The sequence below is a fragment of the Pantoea sp. XY16 genome (assembly GCF_025153065.1).
GTDB lineage: Bacteria > Pseudomonadota > Gammaproteobacteria > Enterobacterales > Enterobacteriaceae > Pantoea > Pantoea alfalfae.
In genome coordinates this window covers 473,630-488,793 of record NZ_JANZNP010000005.1, presented here as the reverse complement: position 1 = coordinate 488,793, position 15,164 = coordinate 473,630, and the positions used below count along the sequence as shown (strand labels likewise).

Annotated in this window: 13 protein-coding genes; 5 read left to right on the top strand and 8 right to left on the bottom strand. The window is 56.4% G+C overall.

The window, feature by feature from the left end; translation table 11 throughout:
* The 5 genes from N1689_RS10065 to N1689_RS10045 form a co-directional block, all read right to left on the bottom strand.
* The coding region (locus N1689_RS10065) for a 2-oxoglutarate and iron-dependent oxygenase domain-containing protein (RefSeq protein WP_260058757.1) at nucleotides 1-270 on the bottom strand (270 nt) is incomplete at its 3' end.
* 130 nt (nucleotides 271-400) lie between these two features.
* Nucleotides 401-2,716 carry a molybdopterin-dependent oxidoreductase gene (locus N1689_RS10060; RefSeq protein WP_260058755.1) on the bottom strand — a complete coding sequence of 772 codons (2,316 nt, stop codon included), beginning with the start codon at nucleotides 2,714-2,716 and terminating at the stop codon, nucleotides 401-403.
* Nucleotides 2,717-2,719: 3 nt separating this feature from the next.
* A complete protein-coding gene (locus N1689_RS10055; protein ID WP_222925815.1) occupies nucleotides 2,720-3,388 on the bottom strand; it encodes a methionine ABC transporter permease in 669 nt (222 codons plus the stop codon).
* A complete protein-coding gene (locus tag N1689_RS10050; protein WP_260058754.1) occupies nucleotides 3,381-4,406 on the bottom strand; it encodes a methionine ABC transporter ATP-binding protein in 1,026 nt (341 codons plus the stop codon). Before N1689_RS10050 ends, N1689_RS10055 begins: the two co-directional genes overlap by 8 nt.
* Complete coding sequence (locus N1689_RS10045) at nucleotides 4,403-5,215, bottom strand: MetQ/NlpA family ABC transporter substrate-binding protein (protein WP_260058753.1); 813 nt, start codon at nucleotides 5,213-5,215, stop codon at nucleotides 4,403-4,405. Before N1689_RS10045 ends, N1689_RS10050 begins: the two co-directional genes overlap by 4 nt.
* A gap of 218 nt (nucleotides 5,216-5,433) precedes the next feature.
* Between N1689_RS10045 and N1689_RS10040 the strand changes: the two genes are divergently transcribed.
* Together N1689_RS10040 and proP are read left to right on the top strand one after the other, a co-directional pair.
* A complete protein-coding gene (locus N1689_RS10040; RefSeq protein WP_260058751.1) occupies nucleotides 5,434-6,627 on the top strand; it encodes an aminotransferase class I/II-fold pyridoxal phosphate-dependent enzyme in 1,194 nt (397 codons plus the stop codon).
* Between the two features lie 295 nt (nucleotides 6,628-6,922).
* On the top strand, nucleotides 6,923-8,389 hold the full coding sequence (gene proP, locus N1689_RS10035) for a glycine betaine/L-proline transporter ProP (protein WP_095708080.1): 1,467 nt from the start codon (nucleotides 6,923-6,925) through the stop codon (nucleotides 8,387-8,389).
* Nucleotides 8,390-8,442: 53 nt separating this feature from the next.
* On the opposite strand, the gene N1689_RS10030 is transcribed toward proP, so the two are convergent.
* On the bottom strand, nucleotides 8,443-9,030 hold the full coding sequence (locus tag N1689_RS10030; protein ID WP_222925819.1) for an ABATE domain-containing protein: 588 nt from the start codon (nucleotides 9,028-9,030) through the stop codon (nucleotides 8,443-8,445).
* A 177-nt stretch (nucleotides 9,031-9,207) separates the two neighbouring features.
* Between N1689_RS10030 and N1689_RS10025 the strand changes: the two genes are divergently transcribed.
* Complete coding sequence (locus N1689_RS10025; RefSeq protein ID WP_260058747.1) at nucleotides 9,208-10,074, top strand: alpha/beta fold hydrolase; 867 nt, start codon at nucleotides 9,208-9,210, stop codon at nucleotides 10,072-10,074.
* A gap of 52 nt (nucleotides 10,075-10,126) precedes the next feature.
* Here N1689_RS10025 and N1689_RS10020 read toward each other — a convergent pair whose 3' ends face one another.
* A complete protein-coding gene (locus tag N1689_RS10020; protein ID WP_222925821.1) occupies nucleotides 10,127-10,675 on the bottom strand; it encodes a YbhB/YbcL family Raf kinase inhibitor-like protein in 549 nt (182 codons plus the stop codon).
* 244 nt (nucleotides 10,676-10,919) lie between these two features.
* Here N1689_RS10020 and N1689_RS10015 point away from each other — a divergent pair, with 244 nt between their 5' ends.
* Nucleotides 10,920-11,798 (top strand): LysR family transcriptional regulator, encoded by an 879-nt coding sequence (locus N1689_RS10015; RefSeq protein ID WP_161735428.1) that lies wholly within the window; start codon nucleotides 10,920-10,922, stop codon nucleotides 11,796-11,798.
* Nucleotides 11,799-11,803: 5 nt separating this feature from the next.
* Here the strand turns inward: N1689_RS10015 and N1689_RS10010 are convergent, their stop codons facing one another.
* Nucleotides 11,804-13,447: a dihydroxyacetone kinase subunit DhaK gene (locus N1689_RS10010; RefSeq protein ID WP_260058746.1), complete on the bottom strand. Its 1,644-nt coding sequence runs from the start codon at nucleotides 13,445-13,447 to the stop codon at nucleotides 11,804-11,806.
* 251 nt (nucleotides 13,448-13,698) lie between these two features.
* Between N1689_RS10010 and fucO the strand changes: the two genes are divergently transcribed.
* The gene (gene fucO / locus N1689_RS10005; protein WP_161735424.1) at nucleotides 13,699-14,847 is read left to right on the top strand and encodes a lactaldehyde reductase; all 1,149 of its coding nucleotides are present in this window, start codon (nucleotides 13,699-13,701) and stop codon (nucleotides 14,845-14,847) included.
* Nucleotides 14,848-15,164 lie beyond the last annotated feature (317 nt).

The following is a 15,164-nucleotide window of genomic DNA, read 5'->3' as shown; positions in this document are numbered from 1 at the left end:
CACGCCCGCCAGGTTGTAACCACGAAAATGCGGTGAGTTGGCCATCGCGACCGCCGTTTTGTCCGCCTGCGGCAGAGCAAAAAACGTCCGTGCGACCCGCTGAACCTCATCCAGTAATTCACGGTCGATACCGTGATTAATTAAGTAGAAGAAACCGACATCACGCGCGGCCTGGCTTAATTTTTCCAGAACCTGTCGCTGCTGCTGTTGATTACCTGACAATAATGCGAAATCAATGACCGGCAATTCTGATGGGGTTAACGCACTCATGATTAACACTCTGTTGGCATAGAATCGTTTTACCTTGCCATTTCAGTTATGCGTTAACTACCAACTAATCCTGCTATGGATATGCGGCGGATGGGAATATCCCACCGCCCCTTAAGTCCCCGTCCGCAGATTACTCTGTGGTCGGGATCACAAATTCCGGTGGCGACCACGCTGTGATTTCAGGCAGGATCTCGTGGTAAAGCGCAATCTCTACAAAACAGGTCTGCGCGCTGCACCCCTGGCCCAGTCGTGAACTGCCGCGATCCTGGGTCAGCACATTAGGGTTGCCATGTTTATCCAGCGGCTTGCCCTCCTGCTGTTCCAGCGGGTCATACCAGGCCCCGGTCGACATCTGCACCACCCCCGGCAGGATATCCTGTGTCAGATGCACGCCCGCCAGCAGCGCGCCGCGTCCGTTAAACACTTTCACGATGCTGTTCTCCTCAATGCCACGCGCAGCCGCATCCTCAGGGTGCATCCAGAGCGGCTCGCGCCCGGCAATTTTGGTGGCCCGGCTGACCCGGCCATGATCGTACTGGCTGTGCAGCCGGGTTCGCGGCTGGCTGGAGAGCAGATGCAACGGCCACTGCTGCTTCTCCTGCTGCTGAGCCTGATATTCCGGCGGATACCAGAAGGCAAAGCCGGGCGCTTCTTCATAGCCAAAGTCAGCCACCCGCTGCGAAAAGAGTTCGATTTTTCCCGATACCGTGCTGAGCGGGGCCGACTCCGGGTTATCGCGAAACGCTTTAAGGAGGATCTGTGGTGTGTCAGGCGCGGGATATTCCACCACGCCCTGTGACCAGAAGGCCTCAAAGGGCGGCAGTTCGATGCCCTGCGCCGCTGCGCGTGGCCGGGAGTCTGCGTAAATGGCTTCAAGCCACTGGCGCTCACCGCGTCCCTGAGTAAAGGCATCAGCAAAACCGAGCCGCTGCGCCAGCTCAGCAAAGATGGCGTAATCCGATTTTGCCGCCCCAAACGGCGGCAGATGCTGCGGCATGGCAATAATAAAGCCGTCGTTGCTGGCGCTGCCGATATCCTCGCGCTCCAGCGAAGTGGTGGCGGGCAGGACGATATCGGCAAATCTGGCCTGCGCCGTCCAGAACTGCTCATGCACAATCACGGTGTCCGGCTGCTGCCATGCGCGTATCAGCTTGTTGATATCCTGATGATGATGGAAGACGTTGCCGCCAGCCCAGTAGACCAGCCGGATGTCGGGATAGGTTCGCTGCTGGCCGTCAAACGCGTAGAGACCGCCGGGATTAAGCAGCATGTCAGCGATACGTGCCACCGGTATAGTCTGCTGTACGGCATTATGGCCGGCAGGCAGCCGGGGGCCAGAGAACTGTCGCCGGGCGGCACCCGCCAGATTGGTTGAGGCGTAACCAAACCCCAGCCCGCCGCCGGGCGTGCCAATCTGCCCCAGTAGCGCAGTGGTGGCGACAGTGGCCCAGAACGCCTGCTCGCCCTGCCGCGCACGCTGCACTGACCAGGCAATATTGACCATCGTTTTGTGAGCCGCCATCTGCCGTGCTAATCCGCGAATCTGATCGGCTGCCAGCCCGGTTAGTGACGCAGCCCATTCGGGCGTTTTGGCGATGCCATCGTGTTCACCCAACAGATACGCCGCATAGATATCGAAGCCTACGGTGTAGCGCGCCACAAAGGCCGCGTCATACAGGGATTCCGCAATCAATACCTGCCCGATGGCCAGTAGTAACGCCGTATCGGAGCCGGGCTTTATCGCCAGCCACTCCGCATCGGCCACCCCGGCGAGATCGTTTCTGACCGGACTGATGTTAATAAAGCGGGTGCCATTCTGCCGCAGTGTGGTCAGCCAGTGAGCCAGCGCATGATCGTTAGCCCCACCGCCATTGACCTGCGCATTGCGCAGCGGCAATCCGCCAATCGCCACAAACAGCTCACAATGCTCCGCCAGTACCGGCCAGTGAGTATGGTGACGTTGTAACTCATCCAGATTACCGATGATGTGCGGCAGCGTGCGTTCACCGGCCGCAATGCTGTAGGTATTGGTGCTGGCGGTGTAGCCGCCGTAGTGGTTAAAGAAGCAGTGCAGCTGGCTCTGGGCATGATGAAATCGTCCGGCGCTGGACCAGCCATATGAACCGGCATAGATCGCTTCATTGCCGTGCCCGGTTTTCACCCGCACCAGCTCTTCAGCCACCAGTTGCAGCGCCACTTCCCAGCTCACCTCGACAAACGGCTCTTTACCGCGTCCGCTGCGTGAAGCGCTTCTGTTCTGCAGATAGCCGAGCCTGACAGCCGGATTTCTGACCCGGGTTTCACTCTGCACCGCGCCCGGCAGCGACTGACCGATAGCGGACGGATTACGGTCCCACGCCACCGGCCTGACCGACGTCAGCGTGTCACCGTCGGTGGTGACGTGATAGGTGCCCCAGTGCATTACCGCTAAATCATTCTTCTTCATGGTTTACTCGCGTCGGATACGACGTGAAATACGCGTACCCAGGGTTTGCAGAAGCTGGACAATCACAATGAGAACCAGCGCAGTGGAAATCGTGGCAAAGGCGTCAAAGCGCTGATAACCGTAAGTAATGGCGAGGTCGCCAATGCCGCCGCCACCCACCGTGCCCGCCATCGCCGTGGCGCCCAGCAGTCCGATGGTGGCAGTGGTCAGGGCCAGCACCAGCGAGGAAGCCGCTTCCGGCAGCATGAAATACCAGATGGTCTGCAGCGTAGTAGCCCCCATCGCGTTGGCTGACTCCAGAATGCCTTCGTCGACCTCCAGCAACGCGCTTTCCACCAGCCGCGAGATATAAGGCGCAATAAAGATCACCAGCGGTACAATGGCCCCCGCCGTGCCAATCGTGGTGTTCACCAGCAGGCGCGTCAGCGGCAGGATAGTAATCAGCAGAATAATGAACGGCAGCGAACGGATGATATTCACGACAGGGTTCAATAGCTGATGCACCAGACGCTGGGGCTGTATCCCGCCCGGACGGCAGACCACCAGAATAATGCCAAGCGGCAGCCCCAGCAGCGAACCAAAGCCCAGCGACAGCCCCACCATAATCAGCGTGTCCTGCATCGCCGTCAGGAACTGATCGCCGGTTACAGCCGTTTCAAAGAGTTCAGACATCACTGATTTTTACTCCGGTCGCGGTGAGAAACTGAATCGCCGCCTCGCGCTGCGCGGGTTCGCCTTTGATCTGCACAATCATGAAACCCAGAATGGTGCGCTGCACCTCAGTCATGCTGGCGAACAGAATATTCACCTCCACCTCATAGTTGCGGATCAGCTGATTGATCACCGGCTGCTGTGCCGTGCTGCCGACAAACTCCAGCCGTAACGCGTCGGCTGCCGGATGCTCGCTGAGCAATTCAAGCGTCTGCTGTGGCAGGCGATCGTGAATGACCGACTGCACAAAGCTGGCGCTCACCGCCTGCTGTGGTTCGGCGAACAGCGTCAGGACATCGCCCTGTTCAACAATGCGACCGTGCGCCATCACCGCCATCCGGTTGCAGATCTTCTGCACCACTGACATCTCGTGGGTGATCAGCACAATGGTGATGCCGTAACGCTGATTGATTTCCTGTAACAGCAGCAGAATCTGCACCGTGGTCTGGGGATCCAGCGCCGACGTCGCCTCATCGCACAGCAGAATGGCAGGGTTGGTCGCCAGCGCACGGGCAATTCCGACGCGCTGTTTCTGACCGCCGGAGAGTTCGTCCGGGTAGCTGTGGGCTTTGTCGCTGAGGTTCACAAACGCCAGCAGTTCCGCTACGCGGGTGGCGATAAAATCTTTACTCCGCCCCTGCAATATCAGCGGGATGGCCACGTTGTGAAATACGGTACGGGCATTGAGCAGATTAAAGTGCTGAAAGATCATCCCAATCTGCTTTTTGACGTCAATTAACCGCTTTTTGCTGATCCCCTGTAACGCTTCACCCTGCACCTCCACCGTGCCGGTCGTCGGCGTTTCCAGATGATTAATCAGGCGCAGCAGCGTGCTTTTTCCGGCACCGCTGGTGCCGATAACGCCAAAAATATCGCCCTGGTTGATGCGCAGATTAATATCCTGCAGCGCCTGCACTTCTGACCCGTTACGTGCAAAGGTTTTGCTGACCTGGTCAAACGCGATAGCCGCCTGACTCATTTGAAATAGTCTGGCAACAGATAGCCCGCATATTGCGCATTACTGGTGATATACGCTTTGAATTCCGGCGAGTGATAGCCGGCAATAATGTCACGGGCAAACTGAGCCTGCTTATTTTTACCCGCTACCGTTACTACGTTAATAAACTGGCTGGTTGGTGCCTCCAGTTTCAGCGCGGAATTGAGTTTCAGGCCACTGGAGACCGCGAAGTTACCCTGAATAACACCATAATCCACATCAGGCAGTGCGCGCACCTGCTGGGCATTATCCATCTCTTTCAGCACGATTTTGTAGGGGTTCTCCGTAATGTTTTTCTGCGAGAAGGTTGCGGCGTCGCTCTCAGGGCTGATTTTCAGCCAGCCGATACTCTGAAGTAGCAGCGCAGCCCGATACTCATTTGAGGGCTGGTTCGGCACAGAGACCGTGCTGCCTGGCGTAGGCTGCGTGAGCGTTTTTGCGCGTTCAGAATAGAGTCCCATTGGCGGGGTCGGCACCTGCACAATACCGACGTTATCGATGCCAAGCCGATCGTTAACCGACTTCAGATAGACCGGATGCTGCATGATATTGGCGTCAATCGTGCCGCGATGCACAGCATCATTAACCTGTATGCCATCGCTGAAATCTTTATATTCCAGCGTATAGCCCTGCTTAATTAACAGAGGTGCCACGCCTTTTTCAAACTGCTCTTTATAGGGACCCGGATTAAAACCAATGCGTATTTTTTTCTGGTCTGCGGCTTGCGCAGCAGAGGTAAAAATTGAAACAGCCGTCAGTGAAAAAATAATTCCCCGTGAAGTAATGCGCATAGTACTTCCTGATTCATTATTGTGAGAGCAATCGATTTAATCACAGCCCTTACGATCAGGAACAGGCAAAACCGGCCCCGACTTTGGCTTATTTATGCTAACGATAGTCACAGGCTGAATATCCAGATGGCGGCAATCTTCAGCGTTATTTCTGCTAAAGAAATGAAACCCGGCTGTGTCATTCTTTTCCGCTTCATACTCTTTATTGCGGGACGGTTATGGCGGAGTTTGCAGCTTCAGATTTGGTCGCAGGGCTGGAAGAGAATCTTTTCAGCTTACTTGAGAAGCAGGCAGCAGAACTGGATGCATCGCAGTTACCGCTTATCGATCTCTCATCGGGCAGCCCACGTCAGCCTACGCCGCCTGCGGTCATCGCCTCCTTACAGGCTGCGGCGGCGCGGCCGGAAAATCATGAATATCCCTCCTTCTGGGGAAAGCCCGCCCTGCGTCAGGCTATCGCAGACTTTTACCAGCGTCACTATGGGGTCATGCTGGATCCCGATACCGAAGTTGCGCTGTTTCAGGGCGCGCACATTGGCGTCAACGGCTTTCCACGCGCCCTGCTCAACCCGGGCCAGGTGTTAATCTCCACCGATCCCTGTTATCCAATCTATCGCTCAGCAGCACGCCAGGCCGGTGCCGATTTTTATGGCATCCCGCTGGAGGCGCGTAACGCTTTCCTGCCCGATTTTACTCAGGTGCCGGATGAGATTACCGCGCGCGCCGGTCTGGTTATGCTCAACTATCCCCATAATCCCACCGGCGCACTGGCGACGCCCGCGCTGTTCGCCGACGCGCTGGCTTTCGCCCGCCAGCACCCTATTCCGCTGATCCATGACTTCGCCTACGCTACGCTAGGCAGTGAGCCGGACGAGCAGCCGCTAAGTCTGCTGGCCCAGCCCGATGGCAAAGAGTGGGGGGTGGAAATTTACACCCTGTCGAAAAGCGCGTTGATGGCAGGCTGGCGTGTGGGCTTTGCTGTGGGAAACGCCTCGATTATTACGGCTTTTAAAAAACTGCATACTCACAGCTACAGCACGGTGTCTGGTGCGGTGCAGGATGCCGCCATCACCGCCTTGTCGCTCTCTGCTGAGCAACTTAACCGTCTGGCTGATCCTTATCACCAGCGGCGTCGCGTGGTACTCGCCAGGCTGGCAGCGATGCACTGGCCGGTGCGCGCTCGTCAGGGCACCTTTTTCCTCTGGCTGCCTGCGCCACCCGGTTTTACCGGCGAGGAGTTCGCCAGCCTGTTACTGCGAGAGTGTCATCTGCTGGTGGCACCAGGTCACGGCTTTGGCCCCGCCGGGCGGGATTATATCCGTATCAGCCTGACCGCCAGCACGGAACAGCTGCTGCAGGCGCTGGATCGTATTGACGGCCTGAAGCTGATTAATGAGCGCAGGCGTAGCTGATGAAATCTGAGCCAGACAGCATCTGAGCCATAAACGCGGGATATGACCAAATGTTTATGAGCGTAAGCAGGCATGATTAAGTGCAGTGTGCTAGTTTTGTCAGCAAAGCCAGTTATTTCGGCTGAAAACTTGCAAAACCTTACATTCGTAGTCTAAGGTTTACCGGCTGCGGTTTCTGCCGCTTCACTTAAAAATTATTCGGCTTCTTATAGCTTTCATTTCCACGGTTTCTTCTGAACATTATTTGCGGCTGCGAAAGCTATAAGACTCCTTCATTGACGTACCTGAGGAGAATATGGACACCAGAAACACATCGTCTGAACACCCAAAGAAACATTTCTGGAACAGGAAGCCCAAAGAGCTGACTGTTGACGACATTACCGTTATTGATAACGACATGCTGAAGCGCGCAGTTGGCGCAGCGGCGCTCGGTAACGCGATGGAATGGTTCGACTTTGGCGTATACAGCTATCTTGCCGTCATCATCGGCAAAGTCTTTTTCCCGGATGCCAACAACGCGGTGCAGCTGATCGCTACCTTTGGTACGTTTGCCGCCGCCTTCCTGGTGCGTCCGATTGGCGGTCTGGTGTTTGGCCCCCTGGGTGACCGCATTGGCCGCCAGAAAGTGCTGGCGATGACGATGATCATGATGTCGATCGGGACATTCTGTATCGGGCTAATCCCGGCCTATTCGTCGATAGGGATTATGGCCCCGATTCTGCTGCTGGTAGCACGCCTGATTCAGGGCTTCTCGACTGGCGGTGAATATGGTGGCGCAGCGACCTTTATCGCGGAGTACTCCACCGACAAACGCCGTGGCTTTATGGGCAGCTTCCTGGAGTTCGGTACCATTGGCGGTTACCTGCTGGGTGCCAGCCTGGTCACGGTGATGACCACCGTGATGTCGAACGAGGCGATGATGTCCTGGGGCTGGCGCGTGCCGTTCTTTATTGCTGCGCCGCTGGGTCTTTTCGGCCTCTATGTCCGTCTGAAGCTGGAAGAGACGCCGGCATTCCAGCAGCACATGGAAAAGCAGGAAGCGCTGGAGCAGAGCAAACCGCGTCTGACGCTGATGCAGATGCTAAGCAAATATCGTGCGCCCATGCTGAAATGTATCGGTCTGGTTTTGCTGTTCAACGTCTCTAACTACATGCTGACCTCTTATATGCCGAGTTACCTGACCGGCGTGCTGGGTCTGCCAGAGCTGAGTGGTCTGCTGCTAGTGATGGTGGCAATGTTCGTGATGATGCCGCTGACGCTGCTGTGGGGGCGCTGGACCGATCGCATTGGTCGTCGTCCGGTGATTGGCTTTGGTGCAGTAGGCCTGATCCTGCTTGCCATTCCGAGCTTTATGCTGATTGGCTCCGGTAATATGTGGGCGGTATTTGGCGGCCTGCTGATTCTGGGCGTGCTGCATACCTGCTTCAGCGGCACCATGCCGTCGACGCTGCCTGCCCTGTTTACCACGGATATTCGTTACAGCGCACTGGCTATCGGTTTCAACCTGTCGGTGTCGCTGTTCGGCGGTACGACACCGTTGATTACCGCGTGGCTGGTAGATACCACCAAAAACAACATGATGCCGGCCTACTACATGATGGGTGCAGGCGTGATCGGCCTGCTGACCATTCTGACGGTGCGGGAAACGGCGCGTCAGCCGCTGACCGGTTCATCGCCTGCGGTAGCAACCAAAGCGGAAGCGCATCGACTGATCGATAAGCTGCGTAAACGGCAAAAGCCCGCCACGACCGCGGCTAAATAACGTTTCTGACACCCTGCTCTGCAGGGTGTTTTTTTATCTGGCAGACGCACGCTCTACCCACCTGATTTTACTGCCCTGAAACGCGCAACTTTCGCCCGATTGCCACACAGCGCCATGCTGCACCAGCGGCGGCGATGCGCTTTGGTGCGATCGTAAAACCACAGGGTGCAGTCGGGATGTTCACAGGCACGGACTCTGCTGAAATCTTCCTGCGTGAGCAGCATTGCAGCCTGTTCTGCAACCTGTCCCAGCCGTTGCCTCACGTTCTGGCTGGCGTAAACGCGCCGGATAGTCAGCGAACCCGACTCCACGCTCAGTTGCAGGTGACTCGTTGCCTGGCCCAGCCAGACATTCAGCGCCTCAGTACTCACATTCTCACCTGCTTTATGCTGCTGCACAGCGTCACGAACAATCTGACGTAACTGACGAGCGGCCTGCACCAGCGCGCCCGGCTCATACTGCGGCGCAGATCCGTCGGTTAGTAGTCCGGCCTGTTGCAGCCAGGCTTCAACATCCTGATCGCTTTGCCAGAAATCGTATGGCCGCCCCTCTGCGATAGCTTCGGTGTTGATAAAATCCAGCGCCGGATGATCGGCCAGAAACCACGGCCCCTGGCCGGAGTGTGATTGCGTTTCCGCCATGATGTCGCCCTCATTATTGAAATCTTCTGACGCTACTGTAACCGATAAAAAAGCAGATGAGTAGTTACAGACGGCCTGATGTAACCACTAAATATCAATTTGACAGGTTACATTATCACTGCATAATAAGCCCTTGTAACCCTATAAATGCCATTTAACCAGTTACAGGAAAATATCATGAATACACACTCTGTTTCTTATCGTTATCAGCAGGCCGATGGCGTCAATATTTTCTATCGCGAAGCGGGCGATCCTTCCCTGCCGGTACTGCTGCTGTTGCATGGCTTTCCCACCTCTTCACATCAGTTCCGCAATCTGATCCCGCTTCTGGCTGATAAATTTCATCTCATCGCACCCGATATGCCGGGCTTTGGCTTTACTGAAGTGCCTGCTGAGCGCAACTATTCCTGGACCTTTGACGCGCTGGGCCAGACGCTGACCGCCTTTGTCGATGCACTGGGACTGGAACGTTATGCGATGTATGTTTTCGACTATGGCGCACCTGCCGGTCTGCGACTGGCACTGGCTTACCCCGATCGCGTCAGCGGGCTGATATCACAAAACGGTAACGCCTATCTGGAGGGATTAGGAGAGGCCTGGGCACCGGTCCGCGCCTACTGGGACGATCCCAGCGAAGCAAATGGTCAGGTGATCCGTGACGCCATCCTGACGCTGGAAGGGGTGAAGTGGCAGTATCTGCATGGGGTAAGCGATCCGCAGCAGATCGCCCCGGAAACCTATACCCTGGATACACTGTTGATGGAGCGCCCCGGTAACAAAGATATTCAGCAGGCCCTGTTTCTCAATTACGCCAGTAACCTGAAACGTTACCCGGAATTTCAGGCGTTCTTTCGCCAGCAGCAGGTGCCAACGCTGGTGATCTGGGGCAAGCACGATCCGTTCTTTATTCCACCGGGCGCCGTGGCCTGGCAGCGTGATAATCCACAGGCGGTGGTCGAGATGCTGGACAGCGGCCACTTCGCGCTGGAGACACACACGCATCACATTGCGTCGCGCATCCGCGAGATGTTCAGTGGCGACTGATCCGTAGCGCGCAGAGGCAGGCTATTCAGCGCTGCCTCTGCAAACGTGCAGGTCATTCATTGCTAAAGCGGCCAACGGTGCTGGCCGCGCCCAGCGCATGGCCTTTCAGCTGTGCCACCAGCTCGGCCTGTGTTAACCCTGCTTTCAATTGACCCACCGGCAAATCGGTGGCGATCAGCACAAAGTTATAGTGATGCAGGCCGCTGCCTGCAGGCGGGCAAGGTCCATAATAGTGCAGTGTCCCGGGTGTATTTTTTCCGCCGGTGTAGTCCTTGCCCTTTGTCAGCGCCCCCTGCGCGAACGACGAACGGCTGGCCGGAATGTTATAGGCCACCATATGAGTCACGCCCAGCCCTTTGGCCCCGACCGGATCGGTCATCAGCAGGGCCAGACTGCGGGTGCCCGCCGGAATCGCAGACCAGTTGAGTTCGGGAGAGATATTCTCACCGGTGCAGGAAGGATTACTTTTATTAGCACCGGCAAACTTTTTATCCAGTAGGGCATTATCGCTGAAATCCTGTGATTGCAGCGTAAACACCGATGCTGCCAGCGTGGTTATTGGCAAAACAGCCAGCACCGTTGCGCAGAGTAATTTTTTCACCAGCCACTCCTTATCAGGTTAGTTCCGGATGGATTGCATCACTGCCTGCTTACTATAACGGCATTAACGCGATTAGCCCGGCTGACAGCCTGTTTAAACATGACGGAACGGTAAATCTATGATCCCTGTCGCGCTGGCTGAGGGTGCTGACGCGTTGCCCTGTGACCCAATACCCGATATAAGTTAACGCCTGCGGCTGAGTTTTCGCCAGACACCCCGTCACTGTCACCGATAAGTGGACACTATGCAGATTGAAGATCTCCGGATTTACATCGCCGTAATACATGCTGGTAACTTCACTGCAGCCGCTGAGCAGCTGATGTTATCGAAGCAGTATGTCAGTCGCCGCATGGCCGCGCTGGAAGCGTCGTTAGGCGTACGTCTGCTGATACGTAACACCCGCAAGCTGTCAGTGACGGATGCGGGTCTGCTGTTTGCGCAGCATGCTCAGCGCATTCTGGATGAGATTCAGGAAGCCGAACTGGCGGTGTCGGAGCAGCAGCAGGCGCTGCGCGGTACCTTCCGCATCAATCTGCCAATGTCGTTTGGCATGAGCCACCTGTCACCGCTGATTGCGGAGTTTCTGAGTCATCATCCGGCACTGCAGTTTCAGATTGAGCTGGCGGATCGCTATGTTGATGTGATTGGCGAAGGCGTCGATATGGCGATTCGCATCGGCACCCTGGCAGATTCCACGCTGATTGCCCGTCCGCTGGGTGAATTGAAACGGGTAATCTGCTGCAGTCCCGGTTACCTGCAGCGGGCCGGCACGCCGCAGCAGCCCGAGGAGTTGCTGCAACACGCCTGTCTGCGCTACGGACGGGAAGGTCTGAATGGCTGGGAACTGCAGGTCAATGGCAAAGCGAAATGGCTGGCGGTTCAGGGCCCCATGGTGAGTAACAATGGCGAAGTGCTGCGTGATGCCGCCCTGGCGGGACTCGGACTGGTCTTGCTTCCCGCTTTTATCGTAGAGACAGACCTGCAAAGGGGTGAACTGGTGACGGTGCTGGACGGCTGCCAGCCGCCCCCACTCTCCCTGAATGCGGTTTACCCACAGCACCGTCAGCGCAGCGAAGTAAACCGCCAGTTACTGGCCTTTTTACAGACGCGTTTAGCGCTGTGATTGAGCTAAAGCGTTTTTAATGCCGCAAAAACGCGGGCGACGGCAACCGCACCGGGATCGGGCACGCCATTCAGGTTCGCGCTGTTGAGATAAGATGATCGGCCCGCCTTTGCTTTTCCCATGCTGGCGGTTGCATCACTGCCGTGCTGCGCCGCATCTGCTGCGGCTGCCAGCGGTTTGCCCGCCACCAGCGCCTCAATAGCGGGCTGGAGCGCATCAATCAGTGTGCGATCGCCCGGTTTAGCCCCACCATACTGCTTCATTTTTTCCAGACCCTGCTGTAAGGCAACCGGCAGGTCATCTCCTTCCGACAGGTGCTGCGCCGCGGCGGTGAAGAAGATGGCCATCAACACGCCGCTGGATCCGCCCATGACCGTGGCCAGTCGCTCACCCGTTACCGCGAGCAGGTCGGGCAGAACATTCAGTGGCAGCTGGTTATCTGCGCATTCACGCTGGATCTGACGCGCGCCAGCAGCAAAGGTCGAGCCGGTATCACCATCACCCACCTGAGCATCGAGTTTATTCAGCTCGCTTTCACTGGCGATCAGCGTTTCACAAATGCGGTTAACAAAGGCTGCGACTACCGGATTTTCTGAGGGTTGCACCGAATGCGCTGTCGCCTCTCGGGTCGCGTTAACCGGCTGAAGAGATGTGATCTTAACCGCCGGAACCCAGCCGGTCACTTCAACCGGGGCGCAGATCGCCGCTTCGAACAGCGGCGTCAGCGTCATGCAGGTAACGGAAAACCCTTTCATGTCCAGCGCGGTCATCAGCGGTGCCGGGCCAATCAGATAACGGCTTCCCCGGCTCAGCGGCGACTCAATCAGATCACGTGTGACCAGACTCATCTCCAGCGCAGACATCCCGCCAAGGTTATTCACCAGCAGCGCGCAGGGCAGATCCTTGTCTGGACCAGGCATCACCTTCTCCAGCAAATGCTGCACAATCTGCTGACTGTTCTGAGTCGGCATGACGTCAACGCCCGGCTCGCCATGAATCCCCAGCCCCATTTCCACGCTGCCGTCGGGCACCCGCTGGCCGGTCTGTTCTTCCGGCAGATGACAGCTGGAAAGCGCTACCCCCATGGTGGCGATAGCACGACTGGCGGCCTCTGCGGCCTCCGTTACCGCCGTCAGATCATCACCGCGTTCGGCGACAAAGCCTGCCACTTTATGCACCAGCAACGTGCCTGCCACGCCGCGTGGCTGAGGATTGTCCGGTAAGGCTATATCATCACCGACAATCACCATATTGACGCTGAATCCTGCCTTGCGGGCTTTTTCAGCCGCCAGCCCAAAGTTGAGTCGATCGCCGGTGTAGTTTTTCACAATGAGCAGACATCCCGCGTCACCGGTAAGGTTGATGATGGCGTTATAAACCGCATCAACGCTGGGTGAGGCGAACACATCGCCACAGACGGCCGCCGTCAGCATTCCTTTACCGATAAAACCAACGTGCGCCGGTTCATGGCCGGAACCGCCACCGGAGATCAGTGCGACCTGCTGTTTTTTCCAGTCTCTGCGCATCACGATGCGAATGTGGGGATCGACCTGCAGCCGCACCAGATTGCGCCACGGACTGGCGTAAATCATGCCATCCAGCGCGCTGTCGACGAGTTCATCCTTTTTATTCATTACGAATCGGGTCATGTCTTCATTCCTCATGGACGGACAGGTTTGTAATAAAGAAGTGTTGCACACAACTGACGATGGGCATAATCCACCGCCTCTCACCGCATACCCACCAGACGAAAGCCCTGCCTGAATGAATTGCGCGCAGTACTTTTTACTAATTCATTGATTTTTATCAAATGTTCTTACCTGAAACTGAGAGGTTATGCGCAGAACCTGAAAAGCGGATAACGGATCGTAGAAAACCATTTTTAACAGAGGATGTTTTGATGACCCAACGTATGATTCTGAATGAAACCGCCTGGTTTGGTGCTGGCGCATTACGTCATTTGCCTGAAGAGGTACAGCGTCGCGGGATGCGTAAAGCGCTTATTGTCACTGACAAAGCGCTGGTTGCGGCCGGTGCGCTGAAGCGGGTAACTGACCTGCTGGAACAGCATCAGCTTGCCTGGGCGGTCTTTGATGAGGTCGTTCCGAATCCGACTATCCGGGTAGTGCAGCAGGGCGTTGCCGTGTTCAGGGAATCAGGTGCTGACTACCTCATCGCCATCGGCGGTGGTTCACCGCAGGACACAAGTAAAGCGATCGGCATTATTATCAACAACCCTGAATTCGAAGACGTTCGCAGCCTGGAAGGGGTTAGCCCAACCCGTCATCCGTGCGTGCCAATCATCGCCATTCCGACCACGGCAGGCACGGCGGCAGAAGTCACTATTAACTATGTCATTACCGATGAAGAGAATCGTCGCAAGTTTGTCTGCGTCGATCCGCATGACATTCCAAAAGTGGCGATTATTGATGCGGAGATGATGGCGAGCATGCCCGCCTCGCTGAAAGCGGCCACCGGTATTGATGCCCTAACTCACGCGATTGAAGGGTACATTACGCGCGGTGCCTGGCCCCTGACTGACATGCTGCACCTCAAAGCCATTGAAATTATCAGCCAGTCGCTGCGCGAATCGGTGGCGGGAAATATTGTTGCTGTTGAGCAGATGGCGCTGGGGCAGTATGTGGCCGGTATGGGCTTCTCCAATGTCGGACTCGGTCTGGTGCATGGTATGGCACATCCCCTGGGCGCTTTTTATAACGTGCCGCACGGCGTGGCGAACGCCATTCTGCTGCCACAGGTGATGGCATGGAACGCCCCATCAACAGGCGAAAAATATCGCGATATTGCCCGTGCGATGGGCGTGAAACAGGTCGACACGCTGACGCTGGATCAGGCGCGGGAAGCGGCTGTCGCTGCAGTTCGTCAGCTCTGCCGCGATGTGGGTATTCCGCGTTCGCTGCGCGAGGTCGGCTTACAGGAGGCGGATATCCCTGCACTGGCGCAGGCGGCGCTGGATGATGTCTGCACCGGCGGTAACCCTCGTACCCCGGATCTGGAAGCGGTGATGGCACTCTATCGTCAGAGTTAAAACGCGTACGCTGTTTAGTCATGCACTGCCATGTCTGGCCCGCCCACCATAGCGGGCTTTTTTACGTCAGGGTAACGTTCAGTCAGCAAGCGTTCGCCAGGGGATGTAAAGATAGGATGGCGGCATCAGCAAAGGTTCGACCCACATTTCCCGCCACGGTTTCAGCCTGAAATCGCCCGTTATCATCATCGATGTCAGAGCGTAAATCAGCCATATTGACCGATAATTTCTTTAGATGCTTAACCCTGATTCACTTGATCTGGATCACAAAAATCCGCATCATGCGCAGCGAAAACCATAATGACACTGCGGAGATA

Coding starts and splice junctions, on each gene's coding strand:
- N1689_RS10060 (WP_260058755.1), bottom strand. CDS start 2,716: ATGAAGAAGAATGATTTAGCGGTAATGCACTGGGGCACCTATCACGTC.
- N1689_RS10055 (WP_222925815.1), bottom strand. CDS start 3,388: ATGTCTGAACTCTTTGAAACGGCTGTAACCGGCGATCAGTTCCTGACG.
- N1689_RS10050 (WP_260058754.1), bottom strand. CDS start 4,406: ATGAGTCAGGCGGCTATCGCGTTTGACCAGGTCAGCAAAACCTTTGCA.
- N1689_RS10045 (WP_260058753.1), bottom strand. CDS start 5,215: ATGCGCATTACTTCACGGGGAATTATTTTTTCACTGACGGCTGTTTCA.
- N1689_RS10040 (WP_260058751.1), top strand. CDS start 5,434: ATGGCGGAGTTTGCAGCTTCAGATTTGGTCGCAGGGCTGGAAGAGAAT.
- proP (WP_095708080.1), top strand. CDS start 6,923: ATGGACACCAGAAACACATCGTCTGAACACCCAAAGAAACATTTCTGG.
- N1689_RS10030 (WP_222925819.1), bottom strand. CDS start 9,030: ATGGCGGAAACGCAATCACACTCCGGCCAGGGGCCGTGGTTTCTGGCC.
- N1689_RS10025 (WP_260058747.1), top strand. CDS start 9,208: ATGAATACACACTCTGTTTCTTATCGTTATCAGCAGGCCGATGGCGTC.
- N1689_RS10015 (WP_161735428.1), top strand. CDS start 10,920: ATGCAGATTGAAGATCTCCGGATTTACATCGCCGTAATACATGCTGGT.
- N1689_RS10010 (WP_260058746.1), bottom strand. CDS start 13,447: ATGACCCGATTCGTAATGAATAAAAAGGATGAACTCGTCGACAGCGCG.
- fucO (WP_161735424.1), top strand. CDS start 13,699: ATGACCCAACGTATGATTCTGAATGAAACCGCCTGGTTTGGTGCTGGC.